Genomic DNA, 21,203 nt, shown 5'->3' with positions numbered 1-21,203 from the left:
ATCACTCTAAGGCGACAGCTGGAAGCGGCACCGATTTAAGTGCGTGGGGTACCCCCCAATAAGTTCGACAGCCGAGCATGGCATGGTGTGGACACCCAACAGAAAAGAGGTGTTCCTTGTTACCGCAAACCTTCGAAGATGACTTGATCTTGCGCATGAAAGACATGTGCAAGTACTTGGGCATCAGCCAGTCGCATGGCTACTGGCTTCGTCGCAACGACCCCACGTTTCCCAAGCCAATTCGCTTGGGTAAGACCGCAGTGGGCTTTTTGGCGTCGGAACTGCGCTGCTGGCTTATGGCCCGGGGGTGCCTAGCGCACTAACTCTTACTGAAAACGTTCACCGAAATCCGCCCTGCTCTGCGCGATCCGGATTTTTGGATGTGCGAAGAAACGCCTTCAACCACTTACCCGAATTTGGGTTTAGGTATTTTTAACCGTCGCTTTGCGATGCAACCGTATGCGTATGCGAATGAAAATGAATAAGAATAAAAAGCGCCTTCTGAAAATATGGAGGCTCCACACGCGCGTTCCACTAGACCATGGATGGATCATCTCGAAAGAGATGAATTGTCCTCGCATCTTGCTGGAAAGCGACCACCTCATCGACTCCTTAGCAAAGGCGCGAGGTGGTTATCAATTCTCCGTTGTCGAAACCACGCGTGGACCACGCGTCCGTTCCACGCCGCTGCTGAAGAATCTGGTTGTTGCGATCAACAGTTTGAATGCCTCAGAAGTACGTGCTTGCTTTCCGCACCACAGCTTCAGCAAGTATTTCGAGCTGTGGGAATCGGCGGTGTCGACAGTGCCAGTTCGCCGACCGGCTGAAATTCGAGTTCAGGACGTTGAGGCGATGAATGCTTGGATCATGGAAGTGCGTGCGCGCGCGAAGAACGAGGGGTACACAGCTGCCGTGCGGAACGAACGACGCGCTGCGCACAAGAACTACGTTGGGCTGCGCAAGTACGTCGACCGACTGTTTGAACGGCATGCACGACTACTTGTCATCCGCTTAGATCTTGGATATGTTGCCGACCCTTTCCCTCCAGCCAGCACGGGAAGTTTGCCAGTGGTGCAAGCAAACGTAGACTTCAAGAGGTTCCTGGCTCAGCTCGTTGCGCAGTATCCGGCAATGGTTGGCTACGCATGGAAAAAAGAGTGGGGCGTATTGAAGGGACCCCACATGCATCTCTTGCTGTTCTTCAATGGCCATGTTGTACGCGAGGATTACACCATAGGTCATGCCTTGGGAGATCTGTGGAAGAGAGTTGCATCTTTTGGTGCCAGCTACTGGTTAAGCAACGCCGACAAACTGACGTTGGAAACGAAAGGAAAACTTGGGATCGGCATGATCGATTACAGGGATTCCGAGCTACGTGAGGGCCTCAAAGATGTATGCATGTACCTGACCAAGATGGACCTCTACGTTCGCATGAAGATTCCAGGGCTTCGTCGCGTGTTCGGCAAAGGGCAGATTCGCGGGCGATCCTCAAAACGCGGAAGACCGCGCTTGCTCTTGCCGATTATTCAGGAGGAGATTTGATTTTACTTTGGACGCGAGGTCGTCCGCGTTTGCTCTTCACGATCCGATCCACTTGGGTCGTGAAGAGTTGATCGTCGCGGTAAAAGCGTTGCAGAAGATTCTCGAGGGTGCGTAAGGCATCTGGACTTGGCGTCGACTTTGGGATTGGCGCTCCCCTATGTCCCGTCAGCTTCAAGATTAGGTCTTTGACGGAGTCCATAGATTGATCTTGAAACTTATTCAATTCGTTGAAAGCCCAAGCTTTTATCGATGCATGTTCCTCATGGACCTTGCCAAACTGCTTCTGCGCAGCCGCTCGACCTAATTGTGTCAACAGAAGTTGAGGAGCCGCCCAACCCAAGTAAAGGTTGGATGCCGAGAGAGGCGCACACGCAACCTCTACCTGCTTCTGCGACATTATCGCCTCGTCGTATTTCCTTGCGGCATCTATCCAGAATCGAAGGCTCGCTTCAAGTTTCTCTTCTGGGTCTTCAACTCCAATCGTGCTTACGAACCAGTTGGGTAGAGACAGCCGGTCAGCCCAAAGTTCGTCGAAAACATGCCGGAGTTGTTCCGGCGGGTACCCAAATCTGAAAAGTGCGAAGATGATCGAATTGAAAGTCCCTAATAGAGTTCTATAGGTGCACGTGTAGTCCATGGCGTCAAACCACGGAGCCATATAGAGATCCCTGACGGCGTCCGGTTCACCCGCTCCATTTTCAAACAACAGTTCTAGGCGATCAATCAGCTTTGAGAAATTACGCCCGTGGATACTCTGCGACAGAGGTGGAACGGGCTTGCAACGATCGCATACGGCACAGGTGATGGGACGGTCAATATCAGTAACCTTGACCCGGTGCCTGAACTCCGAAAGACCGAACTCGATTAACTGAAGACGCTTTTTTCTGACCTGCTCGGCTTTCGCTGTCTTGGGTGTAGAGCGCTCGTTTTTAGGTATTCCGTCCGCTCGATCGTTCATGTAGTCGAAGCTTTTTTGAGTTGGTCTAAGTAGTCCGCCCAAGCCTGCATCATTCGCCTTCGCTCTGGCAAGAACTTTGCCAAGTTGTATACACCTTCCGTCCCGCCGATCTCGTGGGAAAGCTGAGCTTCCACCGCCTCTCTCGACCAACCCTGTTCTCGCAGGAGGGTTGACGCCATGTGTCGAAAGCCATGTCCAACTATCAACCCCTTGTACCCAAGGCGGGCCAGCGCAGCATTGATTGCGCCATCGCTCATGTTGCGCGAGGGTTCACGCCCGCTTGGGAAAACGAAACGACCTCGGCCGGTGAACGTTTTCAACTCTTGCAGAATAGCGACCGCCTGTAAACTCAGTGGAATGACGTGGGGAGGCGTTTCTTTCGCTTCCTTCGCTGCCTTTCGAAGCTTCCGGTTCATCGGCGGAACCGTGTATTGTGGTTGATCGCCCTCCAGCTCTATCTGGGACCACTCAGCCATTCTGATCTCTCCAGGACGGCAGAACCACATCGGCGCCAGCCTAAGTGCTGCAGCTACTGCGACACTTCCTTCGTAACTGTCAATCGCCCTGAGAAGCACCGCGATTTTGTCCGGTTCAATAATTGTGGGGTGCCTCTGTTTGCGTCGCGAGGGGAGGACAGCGCTTAGGTCAGACGCTGGATCCCTTTCAGCCCGTTCAGTCGCGATCGCAAACTTGAAGATTCGGCTTAGCTGGAAGCGAAGCCGGTGAGATTGTTCAAGAAAGCCGGCTCGTGCCGGTCGCTCGATCATAACCCTTACGTCAGCAACGCCTATCTCAGCGATCGGCCGATTACCAAGGTATGGAAAGGCATATTTCTTTAGCCGACCCTGTTCTTTGGTGAACTGCTTTTCTGTCCATTCGTGTTTCTTAACGTGCAGCCACTCTATCGCCACCTTTTCGAAGCTATTGGCTGCTTGGTCTTGGCTACAAAGCTTTTCCGCACGTTTAGCGGCGCTGGGGTCGGCCCCTGCTTCAAGTTGCCCCTTGGCTTGGTCACGCCGTTGGCGCGCTTCCTTGAGTGACGTGGCGGGGTAGGTGCCTAGAGCAAGCCTCCTCTCCTTACCGGCAATGCGGAACTTCCAACGCCAAAGCTTCGATCCGGAGGGTGTCACTTCGAGATAGAGGCCGCCGGAGTCATACAGGCGGACCACTTTCCCGGAAGACTTGGCTTGTCGAATGGAAGCGTCGCTTAAAGGCACAGTGGACCTCGTGGGGGCATGGAGTTTCTTCTTGCCGAATATGCCCCCAACTATGCCCCCTGAATCTCTGGATAGCAATGTAGGAATGCGGAGAGTATTGGAGGGCGGGCATAAAAAAACCCGCGAAATACGCGGGTTTTTGCAGTGCCTTGGACAAGCTCGCAGTGCGATATGGTGGCTATGGGTGGACTCGAACCACCGACCCCAGCATTATGAGTGCTGTGCTCTAACCGGCTGAGCTACATAGCCGAACATCGGTCCGCAATCGCGGGATCGGAATTGTCCCATTTAGTCCGCGCCGCGTCAAACGCAAGGCATCACGCACGCGCCGGACAAGCATTGCCCTTTCACAAGGGTCATGGCATTGTCGAGTCAGATAAATTCTTGGAGTCCGCGTCGTGATCGATCCGGACGGTTTTCGCCCGAATGTGGGCATCATCCTGATCAGGGACGATGGCCGTGTGTTCTGGGCCCGGCGTATCCGCAGGGACGGTTGGCAGTTCCCGCAGGGCGGTATGAATTCTGACGAGACCCCGTTGGAAGCGATGTACCGTGAGCTTGAAGAAGAGACCGGCCTCACGGCCGATCATGTGGACGTCCTGGGGTCGACGCCCGGCTGGTTGCGTTATCGCCTGCCGCCGCGGGCCATCCGTCGCAACGATCGGATTCGTTGCATCGGGCAAAAGCAGGTGTGGTTCCTGCTGCGATTCAAAGCCGACGAAAAAGACGTCAACCTCGATCACACCGATTCACCGGAATTCGACCAGTTCCGCTGGGTGGACTTTTGGTATCCGGCGCAGAACGTGGTGGTCTTCAAGCGCGGCGTGTATGCCTCGGCATTGCACCATTTGGCGCCGGCGGCGCGCGATTTGGCCGGCGAATTGAGCGTGCCGATGCCCAACGCTTATATCCAACGGCAGCTGGCGTTCTCGCGCCAAGGCGAGCCGCGTCCGCGCAGGCGCCGTTCGGCAACGGGGGGTCGACCGCCCGCCGGTGAAGGCGCTACTTCAGCCCAAGGTTGATGGGTTGGTTCAAGCGGTCACGCAGGGCGCGGATTTTTTTCCAAAGCCACCACAACACCAGCGCCATCAAAATCGTCACCAGCAAAATGACCACAGCGGCGATTTCCGGATGGGCGAAGATGAGGGCAAGGCCGCCGATCGCGGTCATGTCTTCGGTGGCCGATGCGGTCCAATTGCTGACCGGCTCCGGTGAGGTGTTCAACAAGCCGCGCGTCGCTGTCTTCAAGGTGTGACTGGTCAATGCGGCGCCCGCGCCCGCGGCCAGCATCCCGGCACTCATGTTGCCGTCGGTAGAGATGGCCGACGCCGCCAGGAATGCGCCGGCCGGAATCCGCAGGAGGGTGTGCAACAAATCCCAGCCGGTATCCACGCCTGGAATTTTGTCGGCAAAAAACTCGGCGCCCGCGAGAATCCCGGAAATGCCGATCACCCAGGGCGACTGCGCGACTTCCAAGCCGTTCGGCAAATCCAGCCAACCCATCGCCCCGGCAACGCCCATGCCGAACACGGTCAAATACACGCGGATACCCGCCAACCACGCGACCAATATCCCGATGATGAACACATGCGTTGCAGTCATTCGATACGTGCCTGAAACCGCCCGACAGCCGAGCCGACAGCTGACTTATGCCGCAGCCAGCCTTGACGCAATGTGAAGATTCGGCGTATAGGTGCAGCATGAACGGACCGGATACCCAGCACCCCTCCGACGCGGCGCAAGGCGATGCGCAGGGCGCGACCTCCGCCCAGCTGCTGCATTGGGGCTTGATCGCGGCAGCCCTCTTCATCGTGCTGGCAGCGCTGGGTTACGTGCTGACGCGTGGCGGTCGATTGCCCGACGGCGCACTCGCGACGCCACCCGCCAACGATGTGAGAACACTGCAGCAGGCCCTGGCAACGGCACAGAAGAACGATGAAGTGTCGCGCGCCGCGAACAAGAAACTGCAGGATGATCTGGCCGCACGCGATGCGGAAATCGCCACCCTCAAAGAAGACCTCGCGTTCTATGAACGCTTTGTCGGGACCTCCGCACAGCGGCAGCCGCTGGGCGTAGAGGAGCTCAAGCTTACGCAGCGGGAGGGTCAAGTGTGGCAATACGCGGCAGTGGTGGCGCGCAGTAACGCATCGGGTAGCGAGGCCGCCGGCCGGCTCAGCTTCTCGGTGGAGGGTACCCAGGCAGGCAAATTGACCAAGTTGGCGTGGAGTGATTTGCGCCAAGGGGCCGGCAGTGACGGCGTTCCTTTCAGCCTCAAGTATTTCCAACGGCTCAGCGGCGACTTCATGCTGCCGGCGGGATTCGTTCCGACCCGGATCACTGCACGCCTTGTGCCGCAGCAAGGTGCCCCCGTCGAGAAGAGTTTCGACTGGAAAGCGGTCGCTCAATAACTTGAATTCAGGCGTGATCGCCTACACTTGTCAGGTAATGAACGACATCACGCAGCACGACATTCAGGCACCCAGCTATCAGCAGTTGGACGCACCGTTGGTGTTCACCGCTGCCGCGGCAGACAAGGTGCGCGAGTTGATTGCCGAAGAAGGCAATGCCGACTTGAAACTCCGCACCTACATTCAAGGGGGCGGTTGTTCCGGATTCCAATACGGCTTCGAGTTTGACGAAAACCAATCGGACGATGATTTGGCCATCACCACCAACGGCGTCACCTTGTTGGTGGACCCCTTGAGTCTGCAATACCTGATGGGGGCAACGGTCGATTACGTGGTGAACATCACCGGTGCGCAATTCACCATTCGCAATCCGAATGCGAAGACCACCTGCGGTTGCGGTTCTTCCTTCACGGTGTGAAACCTTATTCGGATTTCGCCTTTGTTGAAGCGGCGCTCGATCGCGCTGATCACTTGCGCGACGATACCGAAGCGCTAGATGCATTGCGGCGAACCGCGTCCACCCTCGATGTCGATCCGGCGGGATTCACCCGCACAGGTACAGACGGTCAACTGCAGGCGCGAACCGGCGCCGACGCGGCAGATGTGTTCCTCGGCTTACACCAAGGGCAAGCCTGGTTCGCGCATGCCTTGCCGCAAGCCATTGCCGAATCAGACCCGCGGATCGAGCTTCGCCATGCGGCGACACAGTGGCCGGTGCACGCATCGACATTGTTTGCGCAGGCGCGTGCTGTATTGCATTGGCATCGCCACTATCGCTTTTGCCCGAAGTGCGGTGGCGCGCTGGTGTTCACGCGTGCCGGTTGGCAGGCAGATTGCCGCGCCTGCGGCACGACGCAGTATCCGCGTACCGATCCCGCGGTGATCATGGCGGTCAGCGATGGCGAACACCTGTTGCTTGGCCGACATCCTTCGTGGCCGCCGCTGCGCTACTCGACGCTTGCAGGATTCGTCGAACCGGGTGAGTCGCTTGAACACACGGTCATGCGCGAAGTCATGGAAGAAACGGGCGTGCGCGTGCTTCGCGCGCGTTATCTGGCGTCACAACCCTGGCCTTTCCCGGGCTCGTTGATGTTGGGCTTTGTGGCGCATGCGGAAATGTCCACGCCGGTCGTGGACGGCATCGAGTTGGAGGACGCGCAATGGTTCAGTCGTGCGCAAATCCAGACGGCGCTCGCCAACAACGGTGAAACACAGGGCTTGAAGTTATCGCCACCGCTGTCGATTTCGCGGTGGCTGATCGAGCAGTGGGCTGCAGGCGAACGCGTTTAGGCGTTGTCGCCGCGCAAGGCCCGTACCTTCGCCTCGAGTGATTCGGCACTGACACCCGCTGCCGGAAGCGGGGCATCCGCCACCACCTGCACATGTGCCCGGAATCGCCGCGGAACACGCATGCGACCCAGACGTGAGTCGCGACGACTCCACATGCTCGACCACATTCCCTGCAGGGCCATGGGAATGACCGGCACAGGGCGGCGCGAGAGTATTTTTTCGACACCACTTTTGAAGGCCGCCATCTCGCCGTCTTTGGTCAACGCGCCTTCGGGAAAAATCGCCACCAGTTCGCCTTCCGCCAATGCGGCATCCACCTCATCGAATGCGGCCTGCATCAGCGCCGGATTTTCGCGCGCACCGGCAATCGGGATCGCCTTGGCGGTCTTGAAGATCCAACGCATGACCGGGATGTTGAAAATCTTGTAATACATGACAAAGCGCACCGGTCGCGGAATGCTCGCCGAAAGAATCAACGCGTCCATGTAGCTGACGTGGTTGCAAACGATGAGCGCGGCACCTTCATCGGGAATATTTTCGTGAACGCCTTTCAAGCGCAACCGATACAGTCCCCGCACCAGCACCCAGCTGAGGAATCGCATCAGGAATTCTGGGACGATCGAGAAAATCCACAGCGCGACCGAGGTGTTGGCCACGGCAAGCGCGAGGAAGAGTTGTGGGATGCTCCAGCCGGCGTACTTTTGCAGCACCAGCGTCAAGATCGATGCGGCCACCACAAAGCCGGAATTCTGGATATTCAACGCACCGATGACGCGTGAAAGTTCCGACTTCGGCGTGCGTGTTTGAATCAACGCGAACAAAGGCACCACATAAAAGCCGCTGAACAGGCCAATGCCGATCAGATCCAACACGATGCGCATGCTGCCGGGCTGCTGCAAAAACGCGCCGACGCTGAGGTCGGCGGTGGTCGCAACACCCGTCCGGGCAAAGTACAGATCGAACAAAAACGCACTCATGCCGAAAGCACCGAGCGGCACCAAACCGATTTCCACCACGCGTGCCGACAACTTTTCACACAACATCGAGCCGACCCCGGTGCCAATCGAGAACAGGGCCAAGGCGAACACATAGACGTGATAACTGCCACCCAAGAACTTCGTGCCGTAGTCGGGCAACGTCGCGGCAAACACCGTGCCGACAAACCAAAACCAGGACACGCCCAGCACCGAGTTGCGCACCGCCAATTGCTTGCGTGCCAACTTCAAGACCGCGGCGGATTCGATCAGCGGATTCCAATTGATCTTCAAGTCGGGTGCGGCGGCGTCGGAAGCTGGGATCAAGCGGCTGATCAGGTTGCCGGTGATCGCGAGCGCGACCACCGCACCGGCGGCCGCCCATGGGCCATGGATGCCGGCCACATCGAAGATCATCCCGCCGACAATCATTCCGACCAGGATGCAGACCGATGTCCCCATCTCCACCAAGCCGTTGCCGCCGGTCAATTCATCGGGACGCAACACCGAGGGCAGGATCGAATACTTCACCGGACCGAACAGGGTGGACTGCACGCCGGTGAGAAACAGCGCGACCAACAACAGCGGCAGCAGCTTCAACACGAAGGCGATGCCGGCCAACGACATGATGAAAATCTCCATCGTCGTGGTGATGCGGATCAGCCGGGATTTCTCCAACTTCTCGGCAATTTGTCCGGCCGTGGCGGAGAACAGGAAGTAGGGGAGGATGAAAATCGCCGGTGCCAAGCTCGCATACAAGGTCCGCTGGTCGGGTGTGGCGTTCATCCAGAACAGCAGGCCGATGATGGCCTGCCGGAAAACGTTGTCGTTGAATGCCCCCAAGCATTGTGTGAAGAAGAACGGAAGGAAACGACGCTGGCCGAGCAATGCGAACTGGTTGTGCGCCATGGAGTGCCTTGTTTGCTTGAGCGTGGGGGCGATGGGTCTCAGGTTAGCTTTTCGCGGGCGATTGCGCGCCAACCGATATCGTTGCGATGAAATTCGCCGGGCCAACGCACGGTGTCGACGGCCGCATAGGAAGCTTGCGACGCCGCTTGCACGGAATCCCCCAAGGCGCAGACACACAGCACGCGTCCGCCGGAGGTCACCACCTCGCCGTTCACTTCGTTGGTGCCGGCGTGAAAAATCTTCGAATCGCGCACTGTGTTTTCAGCGAATCGGATGACGTCTCCGGTTCGCGGCGTCCCCGGATAATTTTCTGCCGCCATCACCACGCCGAGCGACGGGCGGGCATCCCACAGCGCTTCAACGCCGTCGAGTTGGCCGTCGATCGCGGCTTCAAGCAGGTCCAGCAAATCCGACTGCAGGCGAAGCATCACCGGCTGTGTTTCCGGATCGCCGAAACGCACATTGAATTCGATGACTTTGGGTGCGCCTTGCGCATCGATCATCAGACCGGCATACAAGAAGCCGGTGAACGGCACGCCGTCTTCGCGCATGCCGCGAACCGTGGGTTCGACCACCTCGCGCATCACGCGTGCGTGCACCGCCGGCGTGACCACCGGTGCCGGCGAGTACGCGCCCATGCCGCCGGTGTTGGGGCCGGTGTCGCCGTCGCCCACACGCTTGTGGTCTTGTGAGGTGGCCATCGGCAACGCCGTGTGGCCGTCGACGATGCTGATGAAGCTTGCTTCCTCGCCCTCGAGAAATTCTTCGATGACCACGCGCGCGCCGGCATCGCCGAAGGCATTACCGGACAACATGTCGCGCACAGCCGCTTCGGCCTCTTCCAAAGTCATGGCGACGATGACGCCCTTGCCGGCAGCCAGGCCATCCGCCTTGATCACAATCGGGGCGCCTTTCTCGCGCACGTAGGCGAGGGCGGCTCCGGTGTCGGTGTGTACCGCATAGAACGCCGTCGGAATGCCGTGGCGGGCCAGGAAATCCTTGGCAAATGCCTTGCTGCCTTCCAATTGCGCGGCCGCGGCGGTGGGACCGAAGATGCGCAGGCCTTGTTCGCGAAAGGCATCGACGACGCCCGCAACCAACGGCTGTTCCGGTCCGACCACAGTGACGGCAACCGCTTCGCGTTGCGCGAATTCGATCAACGCCGCAATGTCGGTGGCTTTGATTCCGACGTTTTCACACTTGGGCTCGTGTGCAGTGCCGCCATTTCCCGGGGCGACATAGACGCGATCCACGCGTGCCGACTGTGCCAATTTCCATGCCAGCGCATGTTCACGTCCACCGGAACCGATAACCAAAACTTTCATACGCGACCTCGTCCCGAATCAGTGGCGGAAATGGCGGATGCCGGTAAAGACCATCGCCATGCCGTGTTCGTTGGCGGCCGCAATCACTTCCTCATCGCGCATGGAACCGCCGGGCTGAATCACTGCTTTGATACCGGCGGCAGCCGCGGCATCGATGCCGTCGCGGAACGGGAAAAACGCATCCGATGCCATGACCGAACCCGGCACACTCAAGCCTGCTTCTTCTGCCTTGAGGCCGGCGATTTTGGCACTGATCACACGGCTCATTTGGCCCGCGCCGATACCGATCGTGCGATTGTCTTTGGCATACACAATGGCGTTCGACTTCACGTACTTGGCGACGCGCCAGGCAAACACGAGGTCGCGGCGTTGCGCTTCGGTCGGCGCCAACGTCGACACGACTTTCAATGCGTCGGCGTCGATCGCATGATTGTCCGCGGTTTGCATCAACAGACCGGAACCGACGCGCTTGACGTCCATCATGTTGCGACCATGACCCAGCGGAATCTGCAGCACGCGCACATTGGCTTTCTTGCGTGCGTAGGCCAACGCCTCTTCCGAATAGGCGGGCGCAATCAACACTTCGACAAACTGGCGATCGAGAATCGCTTTGCAGGTCGCGCCGTCAAGTTCGGTATTGAAGGCAAGGATGCCGCCGAAGGCCGATGTCGGGTCGGTGGCGTAGGCCAGTTCGTAGGCATCACCGCAGGCCACGCCGACGGCCACACCGCAAGGATTGGCATGCTTGACGATCACGCAAGCCGGCGCGTCGAAACTGCGAACGCACTCCCACGCGGCATCCGCATCGGCGAGATTGTTATAGCTGAGCTCTTTGCCTTGCAGCTGGGAAAAGGTGGCCAAGGTGCCCGCCACCGGATACAGGTCGCGATAAAACGCGCCTTGTTGATGCGGGTTTTCGCCATAGCGCAAATCCATCACCTTTTCGAAATCGCCGTGATTGCTTTGGGGAAAGACCGAACGGCAAATGCCTTCTTCGGTGCAGTCGGTGATCGACGACAAGGTGCTGCTGATCGCCGCGTCGTATTGCGCAACACGGGCGAAAGCGGCGACCGCGAACTTCCAACGCAGGTTCGCGCTCACCGCACCGGCGTGGTTTTTCATTTCTTCGATCAGGGCGGCGTATTGCTCCGGCGCGGTGGCCACGGTGACGCGGGCGAAATTCTTTGCCGCGGAACGCAGCATGGCTGGGCCACCGATGTCGATGTTCTCGACCAATTCGTCGAACTGCACACCCGGCCGTACCGACACTGACTCGAAGGGATACAAATTGAGCACCAGCAGATCAATCGCTTCGATGCCGAGCGATTGCATCACGGCGTCGTCTTGGCCGGCGCGACCGAGCAAGCCGCCGTGCACCTTGGGATGCAAGGTTTTGACGCGACCATCCATGATTTCGGGGAAGCCGGTGACCTCACTGACGTCCTTCACTGCCAGGCCGGCGTCGCGCAGCGCCTTGGCGGTGCCGCCGGTGGACAGCAGCTCCACATTCATCTGCGCAAGCGACCGGGCGAGGTCGACCAAGCCGGTCTTGTCGGAGACTGAGATCAAGGCGCGGCGAACCGTCACGGCATCGCCGGAGGGAGAAAAGACTTTGGAAGACATGGGGACCCCGGATTCAAGACCCCCGAATTATAAAGCGCGGCGCTTCAGGCCATTCCGTATTCGCGCAGCTTTTTACGCAAGGTCGCGCGATGTATGCCGAGCAGATCGGCGGCGCGGCTTTGGTTGCCTTCGCAATGGCGAAGCGCTTCGGTGAACAGCGGGATCTCGACTTCGCGCAAGACCAACTGATACAGCACGTTGGTGGATTCACCATCCAAATCCCGCAGATAACGACTAACCGAGTTGGCCACGTGGTCGCGGAGCGGGGTGCGAGGGCGATGTGAATCCATGGTGCGGAAATGAGCCTGATGAAAAAATCGCCACAAGGGGGTGGCAGGGAATCGAGTCTAGCGCGATTTGACGACGGGTGTCATCGCGGCATCCCTGAATGCGAAATCGAAAGAGACGGCGCGTTGCGCCGGGTCGCGCACATTCAATTCGATCAAGGCGGTCTGCCCGGCGCCGATTTCCACCGGCACTTGTCCGCCCGCCAAATAATCCCTGGCTAAAAAATCGCCACGATAAATCGGCGTGCCGTTGATGTCGGACAGGGTGGCGCGGAGCACCGGCCATGCTTGTGGCAATTTGGCTTCATTGCGGAAGCTGCCGCGAATCTGCAGCACATCCGGTCGTCCCGGATGGGCGACGACATCATGCGATTGCATCTTGAATGCACCGATCTCACGCCAGGCCGGAACCGTGCAGCGGAACACGGTGCAGACGGCAGACACGACCGGGCGCATCAGCGCGTTTTGCGCATACACACGCCGGTTTGAGATCAAGACTTGGAGCGCGAGCGCGAGAACCAAGAGGATGGATGCGACCCAAAGCTTTCGCTCTGCACGAAATCCGGATTTCTTTCCGGCGAAGTCGGGGCCGCCCTCAGCCACGACGGACACCGTCAATGCGTACCCAATCTTCTTGCGTCGAGACGGTCAGTTGCTCGAACCAAGGCGCAAAGCGTTCAAGCAACTCGTCTTCCTGGCCTTTCAAGATCCCGGACATTGCCAGGCGCCCATTCGGCAACGTGGCGTCAGCCAAGGCTTCTGCCAGCGCGTCGAGGGCAGAGGCAAGAATGTTCGCGACGACGACCGGGTAGCGCGCTGCTGGCGCGTCGTCGGGCAAGTACACCGCGATGTGTTCTGACAAGCCGTTGCGCTCGGCATTGTCATGGGTGGCGATGATCGCCTGCGGATCATTGTCGATGCCAACGGCCCGTGATGCGCCCAAGCGAACTGCGGCCAATGCCAAGATGCCGCTGCCGCAACCGAAGTCGAGCACCGCGTTGTTTGACAAAGCGCCTTGTGCGCCCAATTCGTCCAGCCAGGCAAGACACAACGCGGTGGTCGGATGTGTGCCGGAACCGAAAGCAAGACCCGGATCCAAACGCACCACCGCCGCATCGGCGCCGGCGTCTTCCGGCAGTTCGTGGTTCCACGGCACGATCCAGGTGCGTTGACCAAATCGCATCGGTTTGAATTGGTCCAACCAGGCGCGCTCCCAGTCGGTGTCTTCGATGATCTTGAATGACACGTCGTGCCAAGGCAGGTCGGCGTCGAAGGCTTCCAGTGCCGCGAGCAGTACCAGCGCGTCAGTTTCGCCGTCAAACAATGCCGTCAAATACAACTGCTGCCAAAGTGGCGTTTCGCCGACACCGGGTTCGAAGATGGCCTGCTCATCCGGCGTTTCAGCGTCAGCGTCTTGCAAGGTGACGGCCAACGCGCCGAGTTCCTCAAGTGCGCGCTCGAAGCGGGGTTGCTGAGGCAAAGTGCAAGGCAATGTCAGTTCAAGATAGGCCATGGGTCATTGTGCTTCGGCAGTGGCGTTTTGGATGTTGACGTGCGGCATGAGGCGCGCGCGATATGCGGGGTCGACGATTTTCACATTGCCGGTGCCTATGCGCACCTCAATGCGATCCAGCATCTCGGGTCGCACGGTCAGTTTCATCGGTGCGTCAATTTCTTTGGCGGTGCCGGTTTGTCTGATCTGACGCAGCACCTGTGTGCCAGTCACGCGTTCGCTTTCCTTGACGCGCACGTTCGGAAATCCGAAGCCCTTGATCTCGCCGTCGATGGACACGGCATCGCGCGCATCGGGGTCAACGGCAATATCGAGGTCCGCCACCGAAGTATCGAAGACCCATTGCGCGGGCATTGCGGCCACCGGCACACGCACGCGCACTTGGTAGTGGAACGGTCGCGTGAACAGCAAGCCGCCCACCACCGCGAGCGAGAGTACACCGACACCCACATAGCTCAGCCATGGTGGCCATCGTCGTCGGTCGTTTTCTTTTCGCAGTCGTGTGAGCAACGAATGTGCGGCGAGTGCCGCAAGCCACGTGAGAATGCCGGACCACAGCACATCACTTAAGAAATGTGCGCCGGCCGCCATGCGCGCCGCACCCATGGCAAGGCCGAAACCGATGGACGCGACGATGATGCCAAGACCCAGCGCAGGCCGTGCCGAAAGCAAGGCAAGCCCGACCGCACCGACCGCGTAACCGGCGGAACAATGGCCGCAAGGAAAGGATTTGCCGACGCCGGGCGTACCCAATTGCAAAGGTTTCCGATATTGGGAGTGCCCACCGAATTCTTCGATGGTGCGCGGACGCGGGCGTCCGGTGAAATCTTTGCCAAGTCCATTCACCAGAAGGCCGGTGCCCAAGGCCACGGTCGCCAAGGTGGTGAGCGTGATTTGTCGCAGCAGCGGATGCTTGCGCACGGCGGGCAGCGCGTACGCCAAGATCGTCAGCACCAACACCAGCCACGACAAGGCCGAGCCGACAAGATACAAAGTATTGAACACGCCGGACTGACCCAGCGGCCACGATGCTTCGCGACCGAGTTCTGCCGGCATAGGCGAATAGAAAAGTGCCGAGGCGCGAATGTCCAAATCGGTCAGCCAAAACGGCAGCGTCGAACCAATGGCCGCAACCAACAGCAAACCCCACAGCACCCACTTCGAGTTCAAACGTCGCGCGCTCGCTGCGAAATTCATGGCGTCACTGTCTCCGCAGTGCGCGTCACGCGAATCATATGCACGCTGCGTGGCGGTCCATCCATGCGTCGCACGCGAATCACCCCAAGATCTTCCACCGGCGAATAGCCGGCGGTGTGCAAGGGTGCGTAGCTGGCGATTTCGGTACCACTACGAATCGGCTCGTCGCCGTTTTGGCCGGCGTTGAACACCATCCAGTAAGCGTCTTTCGGCAAGCCGCGCTCACGGGTGGTCATCTCATACTGATTGTTGATATGACCATCATCGTCCAAGGCGTCTACCGGGTAGGGCGAGGGTTTGACGTAAAACGCCATTTGCGCAAGCAAGGTGCGATCGTTCGACAGAATCGGCAAGGCGCCATCGCTTTGCACGCGTTGCGATACTGCAGCCCCCAACTCGCGCCAGCCGATAACGCGTGCATACACATCCCGACCTTGGTTCGGCACCGGTTTGCCCAGCCATTTCGCCACGTCGCGGTAATGCAAAATGCCCAACATCAACAGCACGTTCAATGTCAGCGCGAGCGCAAGCACCTGGCGTTTGGGCAAGGCCGCGAGCCAGCAACTCACCAACAAACTGCCGCCCACATACGCCGTGACTGCCCAGTTGGCATTGGCCGAAGTCACCAGCGCCAGACCGAACATGATTGCAAGATAGGGCACAGTAAACGGCTTCAAGAAGCGTTCTTCAGCAGAACGTCCGGCGTAAATCCGCCACAGCAATAGAGGGAACGACACCAGGCCGAAGATGCCCCATTGCGCGCCGAGGAAGCCGCCGAATTTGCCCAGGTGCAAACCTGCGCCCGATTTGTTCGACAACTCCGCGGTGTGCTTCACGGTTTCAAACTGGTGCGCTACGTTCCAGGCGAGATTGGGCGATAAAATCAGCAGCGCCAATGCAAGGGCGATCCATGGGCCGCGGCTTCGCAGCGTGTCGCGATGCGATCGGATCAATACCCACGCGGCCATCGGCACGAAAACCAGCATGGTGTACTTCGCCAACGCGCCCACGCCGATCGCCACGCCGAGGCCGATCCAGTAGCGCAAAGTGTCAGGCGTCTGCACCGCCTTCCACAAGCAATACAGCGCCGCCGCCCAGGTCAACAGCAAGACGGAGTCGGGTGACATAACCCAACCGCCCAATGCCTGACCGGGCATGGTGAGAAATAAGGCGGCGGAGACAAGACCGGTGCGCGCATCGCGCAACGCGGCACCGGCTTTATAGATGAAGACTGCGGCGAGCGGATAGGCCAACAGCGCCGGCAGCTTGACGGCAAATTCGGTGTCGCCGAGAAGCTTGGTGGTGATCGCAATCAGCCAGGCGATCAACGGCGGTTTGGAGTAGTAGCCGAAGTCGGGCGTGCGCGACCAAAGCCAGTACTGCGCTTCGTCAACGAACAGGCTGTAGTCGTGCGCCAGGACGAATGCCATCCGGTAGAACAGCATGCCCAAGACCAATACCCACAGTGCGGCGGGCGCGCGTTGTTTCACAGCGGCGTTCAAGCCTCCACCTTGCGCGGCGCGCGATCGCCAACGATCACGACGTCCGCTTTGCGTCGCGCAAACAAGCCGACGCTCACCACGCCCGGAATCTGGTTCAAGCGCGCTTCGACGGCCACCGGATCGCTGATCCGCAAATTGTGGATGTCGAGAATCCAATTGCCGTTGTCAGTCACCACGCCTTCGCGCCACACCGGTTGCCCACCGGTCAAGGAGACGATTTGTCGTGCGACGAGACTGCGCGCCATCGGGATCACTTCAACCGGCAGCGGAAATTTGCCGAGCACGTCGACTTCCTTGCTGGCATCAATGATGCAGACAAAGGTATCGCTGGCTTCGGCAATGATCTTTTCGCGTGTGAGCGCCGCGCCGCCGCCTTTGATCAGGTGGCCTTGGCCATCGCATTCGTCGGCACCGTCCACATAAAGCGACAGCCCGCCGGTGGCATTCAATTCCAACACTTCGATGCCGTGGCCGCGCATCCGTTCCGTGCTTTGCTCGGAGCTCGACACAGCGCCCTTGATGCGGTCCTTCCATTCGGCCAACCCGTCAATGAAATAGGCCACGGTCGAGCCGGTGCCCACGCCGACAATCATGTCGTCCTCAACATAGCGCAGGGCGGATAGGGCGGCTTGGCGTTTCGCTTCAGACATGTCTCAACCTTGTGCTTCGAGTTTCAGGATGCGTTTCCATTGCGCCGGTGTCACCGGCATGACCGACAGGCGTGAGCCGTTTTGCGTCAGGGCGAAGCCTTCGCCAAGATCGTCCTTGATCGCCTTCATGGCCGCCAGTGTGACGGGCGTCTTGAAGTGTCGCACGAAGCGCACATCCACCAAGTCCCAGCGCGGTTGTTCCGGTGTGGCTTTGGGATCGAAGTAATGCGAATCGCGTTCGAATTGGGTGGGATCCGGATAGGGTAGGGAGGCCACTTCGGCGATGCCGTAGATGCCGGGGACGTCGGTGTTCGAGTGATAGAAAAACACTTCATCGCCCGGTTGCATCTGCCGCATGAAATTGCGCGCTTGGTAATTGCGCACACCGGACCACGGTTCGGTAGGCACGCGTTCAAGATCGGAAATCGAGAACGCGTCAGGTTCGGACTTCATCAACCAATGGTGTTTGCGTTGGCGCATGCGGGTACTCAAGGGAAATAGGAACGGGATTCGGTGCAGATGGCATCACAACGAATATCCCAAGGCTGCGGTTCGATGGCATCCACGCGTTGAATCTCATAGCCGACGCCGACCGACCGGGGCCTCGCTTGCGCACTGAGCGCGCCCAAAGTGCGGTCATACCAGCCGCCGCCCATACCGATGCGGTGGGCGTTCGCATCAAATGCCGTCAATGGCATGGCAACGAAGGCCATGTCCGCTGCGCCGAGCAGTGCGGAGGCACTGAATACCGGTTCGGGGATGCCGAATTTATTCGGGGCGGTGTCGTCGCCGACACGCCAAGGCACAAATTTCAGCGTGCCGCTCGCATCGTCGAGCACGGGCAGGCACCAGATGCATTCGGCAGGCAATTGCAATTGCCAGGCATGCAACGGCATTTCGCCGTCTACGGCCCAGTACCCGGCCACGTAACCGCGCTGCGGTGCAAAGGGCAGTTGCAGGAGTTGTTCGGCGACGCCGTTGGCGGCCCGCAAACGTGTATCAGGCGGCAGCGCTCTGCGCGCGTCCCGCATGTGTTTGCGTAATTCAATAGCGGACGAAGACATGCCGCTATTGTGAAGGATGGAGTACATCCCCGCCATGCCGATGCTTGCGAAACGACCTTGAACCCGAGGTTCAAGTGGGCAGGCTTTCGAGGCTTCGGGCTTCCCGCACGTGGCAGGCTTGCACGCCCGCTTCGATTACATTCCCAATGTCGTTATTAAGGAACAAGGCGAATGTTTGCGCTTGCTGTCGGGCATGGCAGCAGATGCAGTTTGATTATATCGAAGTCGGCTCGTTATGGGCAGCGCATTCACCCGCGGTAGGCGCCGGTTCAGAACAAACTTTGGTCGCCGAACTTCGACAGTTTCCCTTCCAGTGCATCAATGGCTTCATCGAGCGCCGCGTTGGAACTGCCGTCGCGTTGCAACTGATGGTATTCATGCGTGATGTTGAGAGCGGCCAAGACCGCGACCTGATCCAGGCTGGCGTTGCGTGCGTGGCTGCGGATGTCGCGCATGCGGGCGTCCAGAAAACGCGCGGCTTCAATCAGATGCTCGCGCTGTTCGGGCGGGCAACCGATCGTGTATTCGCGATCCAAGACATTCAAGGTGACGACTTCGTTGCTCATACGCGATCCTCCAGCATCCGCAACCGCAGGATCAGGGCTTCCACGCGCGCCTTGGCTTGGTCACTGCGCGCTTTCAAATCCGTGCGCTCATCACGCAGTTGTTGTTGTTCGGCGCGCAGGCTACGGTTTTCCTGTTCAAGTCGGTGGACCGACGCCAGAAGCGCGTCGATACGGGTGGAAAGCGCCTGCAGGCGCAGCAGTGCGGGAGCGTTGTTCATGCATCAAACGATACCACGCACGCATTGCTACACTCACGTTTTGAACCACGAAAACACCTATGTCCGAACGCCTTCCCGAAGTGGCCGACCTTGCCGCCGAACTGCGAGAACTCGAACTGGCGACGCAACCTTGGGAACTCCATGGCGCCTTGGCCGGTTGGATTGCCGGAGGCGGACAGATCAATCGTCGCTGGGTCGCGGATGTTTTGGCTGATCCGGCGCTGGCGGATGTGGTGGAAGGGTCGGCGCTCGAGGCCTTGGGCAAGGCGACCTTCGCGCAAATGCAGGATTCGAGCCTCGGGTTTGAGTTGCTGATGCCGGATGAAGACGCCAGTTTGGAAATTCGCAGTGGCGCGCTTTTTGATTGGTGTCGCCATTTTCTCGGTGCGTTCGGCTTGGCGGCCGGCGCGCAACCGAAGCTCAGCGCCGATGGCGAAGAGGCTTTGGAAGATCTTGCGCAATTGGCGACGGCCACTGCCGAGCCCGAGGGCGACGAGGAAGATGAGGCGGCCTTCACCGAGATTGAAGAATTCGTGCGCGTCGCGGCGCTGTTGCTGCACGGGGATTGCGCGCTGGCACAGCAACATCGCAACCGTCTGCACTGATCATGTGGCGCGCACCCTTGCCCATGCGCAGCTATGCCAAGCGGCGTCGGCAATTGATGGACTTGATGGGCGACGACGGCATTGCGATATTGCCGGCCGCCCCTGAGCGCATTCGCAGTCGCGATACGCACTATCCCTACCGCCCGGATTCCGATCTTTGGTACCTCTCGGGATTTGCCGAGCCGCGCGCCGTGTTGGTGCTGATTCCCGGCCGCGCACATGGCGAAAGCGTTTTGTTTTGCCGCGAACGGGACCCGCTGCGTGAGGCATGGGATGGTCCGCGCGCGGGGCCGGAGGGCGCCGTCGAGACCTTTGGTTTCGATGATGCGTTTCCGATTGACGACATCGACGAAATTTTGCCCGGCATGCTCGAAGGCCGGTCCCGCGTGCACTATCACTTGGGGCGCGATACCGATTTCGACATGCAACTGCTGTCTTGGTTGAATCGCGTCAAACGTCAGCTGCATATGCGCACCGGTTCGCCACAGGAATTTCTCGAGCTCGGTCATCTGCTCGATGAAATGCGCCTGTTGAAAAGCGCGGACGAATTGAAACTGATGCAGCGTGCAGCCGATATCAGCGTGCAGGCACACCGCGCAGCGATGCGCGCCGCCAAGCCGGGCATTCACGAATACGAACTGCAAGCGGCCTTGGAGTACACGTTTCGCCAGCACGATGCGTTGTCGGCTTACTCACCCATTGTCGGCGCGGGCGCCAATGCCTGTGTGCTGCACTACGTCGCGAATCAGGCCAAAACCAAGGCCGGTGAGTTGATCTTGATTGATGCCGGCGCAGAGTATCGCGGCTATGCGGCGGATATCTCGCGCACCTTTCCGGTGAGTGGGCGCTTCTCGGCGCCACAACGTGCGCTGCACGATTGCGTCTTGCAGGCACAGCGCGAAGCGATTGATTGCGCACGGCCGGGTCAGCCTTGGTCGGGCATCCATGAGCGTGCTGTGGAAGTCTTGTGTGAGGGCTTGCTCACGTTGGGTCTGCTTTCCGGCAGTTTGAAAAAGAACCTTGCTGACGAAAGTTACCGGCGCTTTTATCCGCACAAGACCGGTCATTGGTTGGGCCTCGACGTGCATGATGTGGGCGATTACCAACTCGATGGTGAGTCCCGAATCCTCGAGCCTGGGATGGTCTTGACCGTCGAACCCGGTCTCTATGTCCGCCCGGATGATCTGCAGGTCGATGCGAAATGGCGGGGCATCGGGATCCGCATCGAAGATGACGTCCTGATTACGCGCGACGGACACCGGGTGCTCACCGACGGTCTGGCTCGCAGTGCCGACGAAATTGAAGCCTTCATGCAGGCAGGCTGAGCGCAGCCCCGCCGGTTGAACGTCTGTCCG

General features: G+C 59.2%; 24 protein-coding genes, 1 tRNA gene and 1 other RNA gene. 8 read left to right on the top strand and 18 right to left on the bottom strand.

The window, feature by feature from the left end; all coding sequences use genetic code 11:
• Nucleotides 1–77 precede the first annotated feature (77 nt).
• Nucleotides 78–323 carry a helix-turn-helix transcriptional regulator gene (locus H8L67_RS10400; protein ID WP_350339434.1) on the top strand — a complete coding sequence of 82 codons (246 nt, stop codon included), beginning with the start codon at nucleotides 78–80 and terminating at the stop codon, nucleotides 321–323.
• A gap of 154 nt (nucleotides 324–477) precedes the next feature.
• Nucleotides 478–1,542, top strand: a complete 1,065-nt coding sequence (locus H8L67_RS09920; RefSeq protein ID WP_220379692.1) for a YagK/YfjJ domain-containing protein — start codon at nucleotides 478–480, stop codon at nucleotides 1,540–1,542.
• Here the strand turns inward: H8L67_RS09920 and H8L67_RS09915 are convergent.
• From H8L67_RS09915 to H8L67_RS09905, 3 genes are all read right to left on the bottom strand, one after another.
• On the bottom strand, nucleotides 1,523–2,500 hold the full coding sequence (locus H8L67_RS09915) for a hypothetical protein (protein ID WP_220379691.1): 978 nt from the start codon (nucleotides 2,498–2,500) through the stop codon (nucleotides 1,523–1,525). The genes H8L67_RS09920 and H8L67_RS09915 overlap by 20 nt on opposite strands.
• The gene (locus H8L67_RS09910) at nucleotides 2,497–3,717 is read right to left on the bottom strand and encodes a tyrosine-type recombinase/integrase (protein WP_220379690.1); all 1,221 of its coding nucleotides are present in this window, start codon (nucleotides 3,715–3,717) and stop codon (nucleotides 2,497–2,499) included. Before H8L67_RS09910 ends, H8L67_RS09915 begins: the two co-directional genes overlap by 4 nt.
• Nucleotides 3,718–3,889: 172 nt before the next feature.
• Nucleotides 3,890–3,966, bottom strand: a tRNA-Met gene (locus H8L67_RS09905).
• Nucleotides 3,967–4,115: 149 nt separating this feature from the next.
• Between H8L67_RS09905 and H8L67_RS09900 the strand changes: the two genes are divergently transcribed.
• A complete protein-coding gene (locus H8L67_RS09900) occupies nucleotides 4,116–4,739 on the top strand; it encodes an RNA pyrophosphohydrolase (protein WP_220379689.1) in 624 nt (207 codons plus the stop codon).
• Here H8L67_RS09900 and H8L67_RS09895 read toward each other — a convergent pair.
• Nucleotides 4,720–5,319 (bottom strand): DUF4126 domain-containing protein, encoded by a 600-nt coding sequence (locus H8L67_RS09895; RefSeq protein WP_220379688.1) that lies wholly within the window; start codon nucleotides 5,317–5,319, stop codon nucleotides 4,720–4,722. The two genes, H8L67_RS09900 and H8L67_RS09895, sit on opposite strands and share 20 nt — an antisense overlap.
• Nucleotides 5,320–5,417: 98 nt before the next feature.
• On the opposite strand from H8L67_RS09895, the gene H8L67_RS09890 reads away from it, so the two are divergent.
• Genes H8L67_RS09890 through nudC form a run of 3 tightly spaced genes read left to right on the top strand, consistent with a single transcriptional unit; the run spans nucleotide 5,418 to nucleotide 7,415 of the window.
• Entirely contained in the window at nucleotides 5,418–6,125 is a 708-nt protein-coding gene (locus H8L67_RS09890) for a DUF6776 family protein (protein WP_220379687.1), read from the top strand.
• A 37-nt stretch (nucleotides 6,126–6,162) separates the two neighbouring features.
• Nucleotides 6,163–6,543: an iron-sulfur cluster insertion protein ErpA gene (gene erpA, locus H8L67_RS09885; protein ID WP_220379686.1), complete on the top strand. Its 381-nt coding sequence runs from the start codon at nucleotides 6,163–6,165 to the stop codon at nucleotides 6,541–6,543.
• On the top strand, nucleotides 6,540–7,415 hold the full coding sequence (gene nudC, locus H8L67_RS09880) for an NAD(+) diphosphatase (protein WP_220379685.1): 876 nt from the start codon (nucleotides 6,540–6,542) through the stop codon (nucleotides 7,413–7,415). The genes erpA and nudC overlap by 4 nt, the downstream gene beginning before the upstream one ends.
• Here the strand turns inward: nudC and H8L67_RS09875 are convergent.
• The 14 genes from H8L67_RS09875 to H8L67_RS09810 all read right to left on the bottom strand — a co-directional run bounded on the left by H8L67_RS09875 (nucleotide 7,412) and on the right by H8L67_RS09810 (nucleotide 19,243).
• Entirely contained in the window at nucleotides 7,412–9,298 is a 1,887-nt protein-coding gene (locus H8L67_RS09875; protein ID WP_220379684.1) for an MFS transporter, read from the bottom strand. The two genes, nudC and H8L67_RS09875, sit on opposite strands and share 4 nt — an antisense overlap.
• Nucleotides 9,299–9,336: 38 nt before the next feature.
• A complete protein-coding gene (gene purD, locus H8L67_RS09870) occupies nucleotides 9,337–10,623 on the bottom strand; it encodes a phosphoribosylamine--glycine ligase (RefSeq protein WP_220379683.1) in 1,287 nt (428 codons plus the stop codon).
• Between the two features lie 18 nt (nucleotides 10,624–10,641).
• Nucleotides 10,642–12,246 carry a bifunctional phosphoribosylaminoimidazolecarboxamide formyltransferase/IMP cyclohydrolase gene (gene purH, locus H8L67_RS09865; protein WP_220379682.1) on the bottom strand — a complete coding sequence of 535 codons (1,605 nt, stop codon included), beginning with the start codon at nucleotides 12,244–12,246 and terminating at the stop codon, nucleotides 10,642–10,644.
• 44 nt (nucleotides 12,247–12,290) lie between these two features.
• Nucleotides 12,291–12,536 (bottom strand): DNA-binding transcriptional regulator Fis, encoded by a 246-nt coding sequence (fis, locus tag H8L67_RS09860; protein WP_220379681.1) that lies wholly within the window; start codon nucleotides 12,534–12,536, stop codon nucleotides 12,291–12,293.
• Between the two features lie 57 nt (nucleotides 12,537–12,593).
• The gene (locus H8L67_RS09855; protein WP_220379680.1) at nucleotides 12,594–13,145 is read right to left on the bottom strand and encodes a DUF3426 domain-containing protein; all 552 of its coding nucleotides are present in this window, start codon (nucleotides 13,143–13,145) and stop codon (nucleotides 12,594–12,596) included.
• The gene (gene prmA / locus H8L67_RS09850) at nucleotides 13,129–14,046 is read right to left on the bottom strand and encodes a 50S ribosomal protein L11 methyltransferase (RefSeq protein ID WP_220379679.1); all 918 of its coding nucleotides are present in this window, start codon (nucleotides 14,044–14,046) and stop codon (nucleotides 13,129–13,131) included. Before prmA ends, H8L67_RS09855 begins: the two co-directional genes overlap by 17 nt.
• A gap of 3 nt (nucleotides 14,047–14,049) precedes the next feature.
• Complete coding sequence (locus H8L67_RS09845; protein WP_220379678.1) at nucleotides 14,050–15,243, bottom strand: phosphatase PAP2 family protein; 1,194 nt, start codon at nucleotides 15,241–15,243, stop codon at nucleotides 14,050–14,052.
• The gene (locus H8L67_RS09840; RefSeq protein ID WP_220379677.1) at nucleotides 15,240–16,745 is read right to left on the bottom strand and encodes an ArnT family glycosyltransferase; all 1,506 of its coding nucleotides are present in this window, start codon (nucleotides 16,743–16,745) and stop codon (nucleotides 15,240–15,242) included. Before H8L67_RS09840 ends, H8L67_RS09845 begins: the two co-directional genes overlap by 4 nt.
• Complete coding sequence (gene rpiA, locus H8L67_RS09835; protein ID WP_220379676.1) at nucleotides 16,742–17,395, bottom strand: ribose-5-phosphate isomerase RpiA; 654 nt, start codon at nucleotides 17,393–17,395, stop codon at nucleotides 16,742–16,744. The genes H8L67_RS09840 and rpiA overlap by 4 nt, the downstream gene beginning before the upstream one ends.
• 3 nt (nucleotides 17,396–17,398) lie before the next feature.
• A complete protein-coding gene (locus tag H8L67_RS09830) occupies nucleotides 17,399–17,875 on the bottom strand; it encodes an EVE domain-containing protein (RefSeq protein WP_220379675.1) in 477 nt (158 codons plus the stop codon).
• A gap of 8 nt (nucleotides 17,876–17,883) precedes the next feature.
• Nucleotides 17,884–18,459 carry a 5-formyltetrahydrofolate cyclo-ligase gene (locus H8L67_RS09825; RefSeq protein ID WP_220379674.1) on the bottom strand — a complete coding sequence of 192 codons (576 nt, stop codon included), beginning with the start codon at nucleotides 18,457–18,459 and terminating at the stop codon, nucleotides 17,884–17,886.
• A 23-nt stretch (nucleotides 18,460–18,482) separates the two neighbouring features.
• Nucleotides 18,483–18,665, bottom strand: a non-coding RNA gene (gene ssrS, locus H8L67_RS09820) — 6S RNA.
• Between the two features lie 63 nt (nucleotides 18,666–18,728).
• Nucleotides 18,729–19,025, bottom strand: coding sequence for a cell division protein ZapA (locus H8L67_RS09815; RefSeq protein WP_220379673.1), 297 nt, complete (start codon nucleotides 19,023–19,025; stop codon nucleotides 18,729–18,731).
• Nucleotides 19,022–19,243 (bottom strand): TIGR02449 family protein, encoded by a 222-nt coding sequence (locus H8L67_RS09810; RefSeq protein WP_220379672.1) that lies wholly within the window; start codon nucleotides 19,241–19,243, stop codon nucleotides 19,022–19,024. The genes H8L67_RS09815 and H8L67_RS09810 overlap by 4 nt, the downstream gene beginning before the upstream one ends.
• Before the next feature lie 59 nt (nucleotides 19,244–19,302).
• Between H8L67_RS09810 and H8L67_RS09805 the strand changes: the two genes are divergently transcribed.
• On the top strand, nucleotides 19,303–19,848 hold the full coding sequence (locus H8L67_RS09805) for a UPF0149 family protein (RefSeq protein WP_220379671.1): 546 nt from the start codon (nucleotides 19,303–19,305) through the stop codon (nucleotides 19,846–19,848).
• Nucleotides 19,849–19,850: 2 nt separating this feature from the next.
• Nucleotides 19,851–21,173 (top strand): aminopeptidase P N-terminal domain-containing protein, encoded by a 1,323-nt coding sequence (locus H8L67_RS09800; RefSeq protein WP_220379670.1) that lies wholly within the window; start codon nucleotides 19,851–19,853, stop codon nucleotides 21,171–21,173.
• The last annotated feature ends 30 nt before the right edge of the window (nucleotides 21,174–21,203 follow it).

The sequence above is a fragment of the Lysobacter soyae genome, assembly GCF_019551435.1.
Taxonomy (GTDB): Bacteria; Pseudomonadota; Gammaproteobacteria; order Xanthomonadales; family Xanthomonadaceae; genus Solilutibacter; species Solilutibacter soyae.
The sequence above is the reverse complement of the archived record's forward strand: the minus strand, read 5'-3'. Positions and strand labels throughout refer to the sequence as shown.